Source organism: Roseiflexus sp. (genome assembly GCF_057785375.1).
This window is the reverse complement of the sequence record NZ_JBYNRX010000001.1, coordinates 1-10,450: the sequence shown is the minus strand read 5'-3', so window position 1 is coordinate 10,450 and position 10,450 is coordinate 1. Positions and strand designations below refer to the sequence as shown.

The window sequence follows — 10,450 nt, the reverse complement described above, 5'->3', positions numbered from 1 at the left end:
GTCACAGACCCGCCCCGACGTTTGCGCGTGGGTGCGCCGTCGTTCCACCGGCGTGGAGGCGGGTCACAGACCCGCCCCGACGTTTGCGCGCGGGTGCGCCGGTGGCGTAGGGGCGCGCCGTCGGCGTGGGGGCGCGCCTCTTGCCGCTCGCCCTGTGCGAAATCCGCCATGCGGCATATCCCAGCATAACCGACAGGCAGACGCACATTGGCGAGCGCAGCGATACACTCGTTGCAACGGCAACCACATATGCCGTTGATAAGGAGGAATCGCAATGGCACCACGCGTTCCCATGTCGTCTCCCGACATTGGCGATACAGAAGTGCAGGCGGTCGTCGAGACGCTGCGCACGCCAACGTTGAGCATTGGTCCGCGCCTGGCAGCGTTCGAGCGTTCAGCCGCTGCGGTCGCCGGTGTCGAGTGGGGGGTCGGCGTTAACTCGGGCACCAGCGGTCTGCACCTGTGCGTCATTGCTGCCGGGGTTGGCGACGGCGATCTGGTGATCACGACGCCGTTCTCGTTCATTGCATCGGCAAATTGTGTGTTATACGAGCGCGGTGTGCCGGTGTTCGTCGATGTCGATCCAGTGACCGGGAATATCGACCCGCACCTCGTGGCATCTGCGGTTGCAGACCTGACACGTGGCGGTGCGGCTGCCGACCGCTGGTTGCCGCCGGCGCTCCGCGGCGCGCGTCGCTCGGTCGGACGGTTACGCGCGTTGCTGCCGGTGCATGCCTTCGGGCAACCCGCCGATATGGACCCGCTGATCGATACTGCGCGCAACTACGATCTGGCGATTATCGAAGATGCCTGCGAAGCCATTGGCGCCGCCTACAAGGAACGACCGGCGGGATCGCTCGGTGACGTGGCGGTGTTCGCTTTCTATCCAAACAAACAGGTCACTACCGGCGAAGGCGGCATGATCGTCACCAACCGCGAGGCATGGGCGCATCTGTTTCGTAGCCTGCGCAACCAGGGACGCGATGTGTTCGATGGCTGGCTCAACCACACTCGCCTGGGGTACAACTACCGCCTCGACGAACTGAGCGCTGCGCTTGGTCTGGTACAGCTGCAGCGTTTGGATGAAATCCTGGCGAAGCGCGCGCGCGTCGCTGCCTGGTACGACGAGCGACTCGCCGGTGTGGAATGGATTGAAACGCCGCGTATCGCGTCCACAACGACGCATATGTCGTGGTTCGTATATGTGGTGCGTATTCTGCCGCCGGCGCAGCGGGATACTGTCGTGCGCCTGCTGGTGGAGTGCGGCATTCCCAGCCGACCGTACTTTACCCCCATCCACCTGCAACCGTTCTACCGTGAGCAGTTTGGATACCGTGGCGGCGAGTTTCCGGTGACTGAGCATCTGGGATCGGTCTCGCTGGCATTGCCATTTTCGAGCGTCATGACCGAAGCGCAGGTCGATGCCGTGTGCGAAGCGCTGTGCGATGCAGTCCGGCGCAGTGCGCCGCTGTCTGTGACCGGAGGAGTGGAACGATGATGCAACGACTCAAGAACCGGCACTTCTTGCTCTCCGATGTGCTGCTCGTGCCGGTGGCGATCTACAGCAGTTTTGTGCTGCGGCTCGAAACGTTCGACCTTGCGACCTACTGGCTGGCGTGTGCGCACTTCTGCGTGGCAGCGATCATCGTCACCCCGCTGGTCTTTCGCGCGTTCGGCATCTACCGCCGTTACTGGCGCTACGCCTCATTCGAGGAAGTGCTGCTGCTCAGCGGTGCAACTTCGCTGGCAATGGGCGTCACTGCAATTGTGCTCGCCCTGCTCGATCTCGTGACGCCGGTGATAGCAACCGTCCCCCGTTCCATTCCATTCATTGTCCCGCCAATCGCCGCATTGCTGGTCAGCATCCCGCGGCTGCTCGTGCGCATCGGCGCTGCGCGTGAGCGCCGCCGCCGCGCCACCGACCGACCGGCGCCGGTGCTAATCATGGGCGCGGGTGATGCGGCGTCCATTATTGTGCGTGAGATTCAACGCAATCCCAGACTTGGCATGGAGGTCGTCGGGTTGCTGGACGATGATCCGGCAAAGCGCGGCTTGCGTCTGCATGGCGTCGAAGTGCTTGGCGACCGGTATGCCATTCCGGCGCTCACCGCCCGGCACAAGATTCGCCAGGTCATCATTGCCATGCCAGGGGCGCCTGGAAAAGCGGTGCGCGACATCATGCACATCTGCGAAGCCGCCGGAGTTGCCGTGCGCATCATGCCCAGCGTTCACGAACTGATCGACGGAACGATCAGCGTCAGTAAACTGCGCAACATTCAGATCGAAGACCTGCTCCGCCGGGCGCCGGTGCAGACCGATACCGCTGCTGTGCGCGCACTGGTTGCCGGACGGCGCGTGCTGGTGACGGGCGGCGGCGGCTCGATCGGCAGCGAACTCTGTCGTCAGTTGCTGCGCTTCGGTCCCTCGCACTTGATTGTGCTCGGACACGGCGAGAACAGCGTGTTCGAGGTCTGCAACGAACTTGCCCGACTGGCGAACGCGCAACTCGACCAATCACCCTGTATTGTGTCGGTCATCGCCGATATTCGTGATCTGGAGCGGCTGCGCGCCGTGTTTGAGACCCATGCGCCCGATCTCGTCTTCCACGCCGCAGCGCACAAACACGTGCCGCTCATGGAAGAACACCCCGTTGAAGCCGTCAGCAACAACATCGTCGGAACGCGCAATCTGCTCGATGTTGCGCTTGAAACCGGCGTCGAACGCTTTGTGATGATTTCATCGGACAAAGCCGTCAATCCGACGAGTGTCATGGGGGCGACCAAGCGGGTTGCCGAGATGCTCGTGCTTGACGCTGCACGGGTCAGCGGTCGCCCGTATGTGGCGGTGCGCTTTGGCAACGTGCTCGGTAGTCGTGGAAGCGTGGTGTTGACGTTCAAGCGCCAGATTGCGGCAGGGGGACCGGTGACAGTCACTCATCCAGAGATGCGGCGCTACTTCATGACGATTCCCGAAGCCGTGCAACTGGTGTTGCAAGCGTCGGTGTTGGGACGCACGGGTGAAATCTTCATGCTCGATATGGGCGAGCCGGTGAAAGTGGTTGATCTGGCGCGCGACATGATCCGTCTGTCCGGGCTGGAAGTTGGGCGTGACATTGACATCTGCTTTACCGGCATGCGCCCCGGTGAGAAACTGTTCGAGGAATTGTTTGCACGGGGAGAAGAATATCAACCGACGGCGCACAGCAAAATCTTTGTTGCGGCAGGCGCCAGCAACAGTATTCCGCCGGCGCTGCGCACCAGTGTGGCCGCGCTCGAACGGACGGCGCGCGCCAACCTCGATGCTGACGTTCGCCGCATGATGCGCGCCATTGTGCCGGAGTGCTGCCCGCCGCCGGTTCCGGTCACGAATGAAACGCCGTCGTCCGTGCCGTTGCGTTCGTTGCAACCGGCGCACGTTCTGATTGAGAGCCGACCATGATGACGGATACGATGACTGAGATGTCGGTTGTGATGTCAGACCGCCACGCTGCTCTGATGACATCGCCCTCCGACGAGGCGCCACAGCACGAAGCCATGCTGCTCGCGTCGTGCGAGCCGCTGCTGTCGCAGGCATCCACATCGCCCGAAGCCGCTGCCGATCTTGCGTATCGCTGCCTGCGCGCAACAGAAATGTCGCAGGCGCAGGTAAACCCAAACGCGACCACTGCATTGCTATGGCGGGTGACAGATGTCTGTTCTGGAACGCTGGGCGAAGCGCATCCCGCGATCGGCGCGCTGCGTTGCCACCTGGGTGATCTGCTGCTGGCGGAACGACAGGTGGAAGAAGCGCGCCAGCAGTACGAACTGGTGCTGGCGGCGCACCGTCCAAGCGTCTTTGGCGATAGCGCGATCATCGCCCGTGCGCTCAGTGGGCTGGGCGATGCGCTGCGCGCCGAACGCAAATACACCACAGCGCTTATGTGTCTGCAACGCGCACTGCGGCGGCAGTCCGAACTGCACAACGCCCATCCTGCGACGGCGCAGACCCACACCCGCCTCGGCGCGCTCTGGTTTGAGCAGGGACGCTACACCCAGGCGCGTTTTCACTTTCAGGAAGCGCTGGCGATCCGCGAGGCGACGCTGGGACCACGCGACCCGGCGACAGCGCAAAGCCTGCACAATCTCGGCGTGACCCTGGTGGCGCTCGGCGATCTGCGCAGTGCGCGCGTTTGCCTGGCGCAGGCGCTGGCAATCCGCGAGGATCGGCTGGGACGTGAGCACCTGGTGACGGCGCAGAGCCTGGAGGCGCTCAGTCGCGTGCTGGCGGACCTTGGCGATGAAGAAAGCGCACAGTACTGCCGCGAGCGCGCCGCCGCGCTCTACCGCACGCAGGCAGCCAACCGGCGCACGGATCGCGAGACCGCGACAACCGGGGAACGGCAGTCTCAACGGCGCGGCGGCGCGCGCTGGATGGACCTGTTTCGAAGGAACGTATGAAACGATGGATTATGAGGCGCATCGTCCTTTTGCTGACGCTCATCTTCTCGCTGAGCGGCGTTTCGGCGCAAGAACAGCCTGCTCCTCTGCCGACCGAAACGTTGACGGTGCTGGCAGACGTCGAAGGCGCCGGACATCGCATCACAGGCGCCTATGTGATTCGCCGGGCAATGGATGGCAGCGGCGCAGTCTGGTGGTCATTTCGTGGCATGCTCGATGGCAAACTCGAAGAAGTCGATGGCAAGGGGGTTGAACGCTGGTCTATCGATGGAAGTGTGACCGTCGAGTTGACAGGTTTCAACCATCCGAACATCAGCCTCGACCGTCTGCCAGCGCGGCGCGTGACCTTGATGCCAGGATGGGATGGTCTGGTCACAATTGCCGGCGTGCCGCTGGCGGTCGAAGGCGAGTATCGCGCGCCTGGCAGCGGGGGGGCGCCGGTGCTGATCGTCACCAACGCCGGGCGCGGCACGCGCACGATCACCGAACTGCCGAACACCTCCGCTCCGCCCGGCGCCAACCGAATGTCATCTCATTGACAGGACTTACGCGGTGGCGCATTTTTTGGTTCTGCCAGAGCCTGCGGCAGTGGAGTCATCCCGATGAAGGCGGATCTCGCCTGCGAGATGAGCGCGTAACTCCGTAGTTGACGCCAGAGGAGAGAAAAAACCATGCATGGCGCGCGAGTTTCCTATTATCGCTATCGTCCATTCCTGACGGTCATTGCTGCGGTTGCCCTTATCCTGCTGGGCATCGGCGCGGCGTACCTGGTCTGGATGAATATGTTGCGCGACCAGGAACGCCTCAGCCCGTCAACCGAACGAGTGCTGGTCACAACCGATGGTCAGCGCGTTCCGTTGACCCAACCCAGCCCGACGGGCACCGCAGCAGAAGCCACGCCGATTGCCGCAAGCGGGGTGCAGGTCACACCCGAAGCGCCGGTCACACCGACGCCGGACCCTGTTCTCCTGCCGCCAGAGCGCCTGATCATTCCACGCATCAACGTTAACTGGCCCGTGACGCTGGCAGACATCGATCACCTACCGAAGTTCCAGGGCATTGGATGGATGTTTGGAACCGCCTTTCCCGGCGCGCCGGGCAACATGGTCCTGACCGGACATGCTGGCGGACCCTATGCCACCTTTGATCGTCTGCACGAGGTGCAGCGCGGCGATGAAATCCTGGTGCAAACGATGTCCGCCCTCCATCGCTATCGGGTGCAAACGATCTACGAAACAACGCCGGACGATGTGCTCGTTATGGCGCCCAGTGATCGGACAATCGCCACACTCATCACCTGTAGCGGCGACTGGATTCTCGAGCGGCAGACGAATGAGCGACGACTGATTGTGGTTGCCGTGTACGAAGGGAAGGAGTAGGTTCTTTCAGCGGAGCGTCTTCAGGTGTGCGGGGTGTTGGGGTGCGGCGCCAGCGCCCGCGCGTGGAGCGCCCCTTGCGATGAGCCTGCCGCACCGTGTCCCTCCTGGCGTCTTGCCGCCCTTGTGTGACCGCACCCCTGGGAATGCATCGCTGAGCGGCATGTCCCGTCGCCTTTGCCAGACCGACATGTATCGGCTATCATACGGTGACCGTGCAGATCAGCCGATACTATCTGAGTCGCGATGGACGTTGTGGCGTTCAGTCAGACAAAATGTTTGAGCATTCGTTGTGCAAGGCGCAACGGTCAACACGCAGCGACAGGCGTGTCGCAGACGCACAACCGCGTATTGGCATCAGTCCGCTCGGCGGCTAAAGCTGCGGGCTACTGCTGCAAAGCCCGCCCGCGCGGGCTTAACCGGGTGATGCCGGATTATGTTCTCAAAAACCATCATTGTACAAGTGACCGCGTATTAGAGCCTATCCGAAAAACCCTGCGGGGTAGTCGAAGGCAGTGCCTTCGCCTACCCCATAATACCTCGCCGCCGGGTTTTCGGATAGGCTCTTAGTATCAGTTATTGGTTCTCAGTTCTTGGTTCTCATACTAACTTGTGGCCGGTCAGACAAGATGTTCGAGCGCCCGGTCCGCAAGACGTAACAACCCACAACGCGCGTTGGCGGTCGTGGACTCATGACTGCGCCTTGGCATCAGCAGCCCCAAGGGGGCTTCCACGTGCGGTGAGCGTGGTCGAACCGTGTGCGGTGAGCGTGGTCGAACCGCGTCCTCAGCGAGGGCGTTCGCCCGCAGCGCCCTGACGTCTCGCTGCGCGACCCGGCAGTATGGTACGAATGACCGCGCATTAGTTAGTAAGACACGAGGGAAACTGACCATGAGCGTCACTCACGATCCGCAGTCATACTGGCAGGCGACGGCGCCTGCTCCGGTTTTCCCGATTGATCTCCCCTCAACCGCGAATATCGTGGTTGTTGGTGGCGGCTTTTTCGGCGCAGCGACAACGTACTTTCTGGCGCGCGCCGGCGCTGCGCCGCTCCTGATCGAACAGGCGGCGCCCGCCTACGGCGCTACCGGTCGCAACGGCGGTTTTCACGTGGTTGGAACGGCGGAAGGGTATGCTGATGCCATCGCACGTCTGGGGCGCGACACAGCCCGCGCAATGATGCAGATCACGCTCGACAGTCGCGCGCTGCTACGGCAGACGCTCGCCGAAGAACAGATCGCCTGCGACTATCGCGAACCGGGGCATCTGACGCTAGCGTTGGGAGAAGAGCAGTATGTCGATCTCCAGCGCCACATTGCTGCGCTGCGCGCCGATGGGTTCGCCGCCGAACTCCTTGACCGCCAGCAGACGCAGGCGTTGGTCCGCACGCCGTTGAGCGAGGAGATCACGGGAGCGTTGTATGGACCGGAGAATGCGCTGCTCCATTCGGCGCGGCTGGTCTACGGATTGATCGCAGCGGCGCAACGGCACGGCGCGCGTGTGGCGATTGCGCGGGTCGAACGTCTGGTCCCGCACAATGGTCACGTCCGCGTGATCACCAATCGCGGCATCGTGGAAGCAGGCGCCGCAGTGGTGACCGTCAACGCCTGGACGCGCGACCTGATCCCGGCGTTGCGCGACGTGATCACGCCGGTGCGCGGTCAGGCGCTGGCGTATGCCCCCGTTCCGCGCATTTTCGAGCAAGGTATCGGCGCATCGGTCACTCCCACCGGCGAGTACTGGCATCAGACGCCGGATGGTTCCATCGTGATCGGCGGGTGCCGCGCCTGCGCTCCGGGGCGCGATGTTGGCGTTACCGAAACGATTCCGACATCCGAGGTCATGGCTGCCATCGAGCAGATCTTGCCACGTCTGTTTCCGCATCTCAGCGGGCTGGAAGTCACCCGGCGCTGGGCAGGGCTGATGGCGTTCACCGCCGACTACGCGCCGGTCGCCGATGCAGCGCCGGAGCTGCCAGGGGTGTGGATGGCTGGCGGGTTCTGCGGTCACGGCATGCCATTCGGCATGCGTTTCGGGCAGTTGCTGGCGGAAGCGGCGATTACCGGCGCCGCCTCCGCGGCGCTGGTGCCGTTCCGCGTGATGCGCCCGACACTGCAACTACAGCATCATCAGCAATAACGAACACCTGATCGTCCGGCTCAGAGGCGATCACCATTGCGCCGGTGAAACTGCCGAACGCTGGCAGCACACCGACCTGCGCGCCAAACCAGAAACAGGGGAGGGTCACGCGTTGCCTGCCGGCGCCGGTCAACTGGGCGGCAGGATGGAGATGTCCGGCGAGCGTGTACCCATCGGCGTGTGCTTTGGGATGGTGGCACATGACAAAGGGCGGCAGATGCCATGGCTCATCGATGCAGACGACCCCCCAGGCATTCGGTGGATCGCCGGCGTGCGCGTCGTGGTTGCCGCGCACCAGGAACAGGGCAAGATCGGCGTGGCGCTCCCGCCACTTCGCACACGCTGCGATGGTTGCAGCAGTGCGTCCGCTGCGCGCATGCAGCAGATCGCCCAGAATAATGACTTTCTGCGCATTGCAATGGGCAATAGCCTGACTCAGGCGATCCAGATCGGCGGTTGTTGTTCCTTCCGGCACAGCGATTGATGCGGTGCGGAATGCACTTGCTTTGCCGATATGCGGATCGGCGATGATCAGCGTGGCAGTGCGCCGCCAGAAAATGGCGCGCTCCGGGAGGAGCCACACGTCTTCTCCGGCAAGTGACACGATTTGTTCGGAACCCATCGAATCGTTTGACATAAGCGGGGCATCATCGAGAGACCGGTTCAGTCCAGTGCTATCTGGTAAACTCACACAAAGGCGCGAAGGCGCAAAGAGTCTGTATCAAAAAGCCGGTATTGTCGGTATGGTCTTTGCGACAGGAATTCCGCATTACTTGCGCCCTCCTCCGCAGGCGGGATTCGCAACAGGAGCCTGCGGCTTCAGCCGTCGGGCGCTTATAGAGCGATCAACCTAATGTTGCGCAACACTTGCCCGTGTTGACCGGCTTGTGGCTGACGTTGGCTGAGCCTGTCGAAGCCAATGTCAGCCGTTCACTTCCTGCCAAATAAGTTTCTCGTCTTTGCCCCGGCCGTTGGCTGAGCCTGTCGAAGCCAACGTCAGCCGCTCCGCATCCTTGATTGTCCAGGTTTTGGTTGAGCGCTCCATAATGAGGATGCGCAACATGGCGGCACAGGGCTGCCAGGCTGATGTCCGTGCCCATCAGCGCTGCGAACGTCTCCGCGCAGTGGCCTTCGGGTCGAGCAGCAACGCGCGGAGGAGTTCATCCAACGCGCCGGCGGATTGTCGGAGTCAGCGATGCAGCGCGAGACAATGCATAATGCGCACCCTATGCCATCAGGCGTATGCCGTGAACCGTGACGCTGCAACATCGCATCGTCTGGCATGGTATCATACGCACGCAGGCAATATGCTGGCGGTCAAGAGTGATTCCATGACGACAGAAACAGTCACACGCTACCGATTTACGGTTGACGCATACGCCCGTTTGCGCGAAGCCGGTCTGCTACGCGAGGATGACCGGGTTGAACTGATCGATGGGGAGATTCGTGAGATGAGTCCGATCGGTGCGCGGCACGTGAGCCTGGTCAATCGACTCACTGCTTTACTGGTGCGTCTGGCGGGCAATGATGCAATTGTCAGCGTGCAAAACCCGATCCGGCTGAACGAGTACAACGAACCCCAACCCGATCTGACTCTGCTGCGTCCGCGTGAGGATGCCTATCTCAATGCCCTTGCCACGCCAGAGGATGTGCTGCTTATCATCGAAGTCGCAGATACGTCGCTCGCTTACGATCAGCAAGAAAAACTGCCGCGCTACGCTCGCGCCGGGATTGTCGAAGTCTGGCTTGTTGATGCCAGCAGGCAGATCGTCGAGCAGTATACGATGCCGGCAGCGGGCGAATACACGCTGCTTCAAAAGATTTTGCCGGGCGGTCGGATCGGCGCCGTGATGTTGCCGCAGGTCAGTTTTACCACCGATGCACTCTTCTCGCCATGATTGACTCTCCGCCACAACCTCCCTCGCGCTGGCAGATGGCGCGCAGCCTGGTGTTGCGCTGGCTGGTGACGTCGCTGGCGATCTTTGTGGCTATTCAGGTCGTCCCCGGTATCGAGTTCGTCGGTCCTGGCTGGGAAATCGGACTGGTCGCGCTGGTATTTGGGCTGGTCAATACGGCGTTGCGCCCCATCCTGACCCTGCTGACCTGTCCGTTGGTGCTGCTGACGCTGGGACTGTTTACGCTGGTCATCAATGCGCTCTTGCTCTTACTGACCGCTTATATCGCCGGTGGTCTGGGGGTGCAGTTTCGCATCGATAGTTTCTGGTCGGCGTTTCTCGGCGGTCTGATCATTGCGATTGTCAATACCCTCCTCCTCTGGCTTGCCGGAGAAGCGCCGGTGCGCATCATCGTGCGCAATGACAGGATGGATCAATAAGAGACCGTCCAAATGCCGGGTAGGCGAAGGCATTGCCTTCGCCCACGCCGGGCCTTCGCCCACGCCGGGCCTTCGCCCACGCCGGGCCTTCGCCCACGCCGGGCCTTCGCCCACGCCGGGCCTTCGCCCACGCCGGGCCTTCGCCCACGCCGGGCCTTCGCCCA

The 10,450-nt window shown here is 62.3% G+C and carries 9 protein-coding genes; 8 read left to right on the top strand and 1 reads right to left on the bottom strand.

All coding sequences use genetic code 11. The features are described 5' to 3' along the window. Nucleotides 1-274 precede the first annotated feature (274 nt). From AC3EA7_RS00045 to AC3EA7_RS00020, 6 genes are all read left to right on the top strand, one after another. The gene (locus tag AC3EA7_RS00045) at nt 275-1,498 is read left to right on the top strand and encodes a DegT/DnrJ/EryC1/StrS family aminotransferase (protein ID WP_488611973.1); all 1,224 of its coding nucleotides are present in this window, start codon (nt 275-277) and stop codon (nt 1,496-1,498) included. Further along, on the top strand, nt 1,495-3,438 hold the full coding sequence (locus tag AC3EA7_RS00040) for a polysaccharide biosynthesis protein (RefSeq protein WP_488611972.1): 1,944 nt from the start codon (nt 1,495-1,497) through the stop codon (nt 3,436-3,438). Before AC3EA7_RS00045 ends, AC3EA7_RS00040 begins: the two co-directional genes overlap by 4 nt. Beyond that, nucleotides 3,435-4,436: a tetratricopeptide repeat protein gene (locus tag AC3EA7_RS00035; RefSeq protein WP_488611971.1), complete on the top strand. Its 1,002-nt coding sequence runs from the start codon at nt 3,435-3,437 to the stop codon at nt 4,434-4,436. Before AC3EA7_RS00040 ends, AC3EA7_RS00035 begins: the two co-directional genes overlap by 4 nt. Next, nucleotides 4,433-4,975, top strand: a complete 543-nt coding sequence (locus AC3EA7_RS00030) for a hypothetical protein (protein ID WP_488611970.1) — start codon at nt 4,433-4,435, stop codon at nt 4,973-4,975. The genes AC3EA7_RS00035 and AC3EA7_RS00030 overlap by 4 nt, the downstream gene beginning before the upstream one ends. A 132-nt stretch (nt 4,976-5,107) precedes the next feature. Further along, nucleotides 5,108-5,815 carry a sortase gene (locus AC3EA7_RS00025; protein WP_488611969.1) on the top strand — a complete coding sequence of 236 codons (708 nt, stop codon included), beginning with the start codon at nt 5,108-5,110 and terminating at the stop codon, nt 5,813-5,815. Nucleotides 5,816-6,703: 888 nt separating this feature from the next. Beyond that, nucleotides 6,704-7,951, top strand: a complete 1,248-nt coding sequence (locus AC3EA7_RS00020) for an NAD(P)/FAD-dependent oxidoreductase (protein WP_488611968.1) — start codon at nt 6,704-6,706, stop codon at nt 7,949-7,951. Here the strand turns inward: AC3EA7_RS00020 and pdeM are convergent. After that, nucleotides 7,872-8,588 carry a ligase-associated DNA damage response endonuclease PdeM gene (pdeM, locus tag AC3EA7_RS00015; RefSeq protein WP_488611967.1) on the bottom strand — a complete coding sequence of 239 codons (717 nt, stop codon included), beginning with the start codon at nt 8,586-8,588 and terminating at the stop codon, nt 7,872-7,874. The two genes, AC3EA7_RS00020 and pdeM, sit on opposite strands and share 80 nt — an antisense overlap. A 694-nt stretch (nt 8,589-9,282) precedes the next feature. Between pdeM and AC3EA7_RS00010 the strand changes: the two genes are divergently transcribed. Together AC3EA7_RS00010 and AC3EA7_RS00005 are read left to right on the top strand one after the other, a co-directional pair. Further along, complete coding sequence (locus tag AC3EA7_RS00010) at nt 9,283-9,849, top strand: Uma2 family endonuclease (RefSeq protein WP_488611966.1); 567 nt, start codon at nt 9,283-9,285, stop codon at nt 9,847-9,849. Further along, a complete protein-coding gene (locus tag AC3EA7_RS00005; protein ID WP_488611965.1) occupies nt 9,846-10,286 on the top strand; it encodes a phage holin family protein in 441 nt (146 codons plus the stop codon). The genes AC3EA7_RS00010 and AC3EA7_RS00005 overlap by 4 nt, the downstream gene beginning before the upstream one ends. The last annotated feature ends 164 nt before the right edge of the window (nt 10,287-10,450 follow it).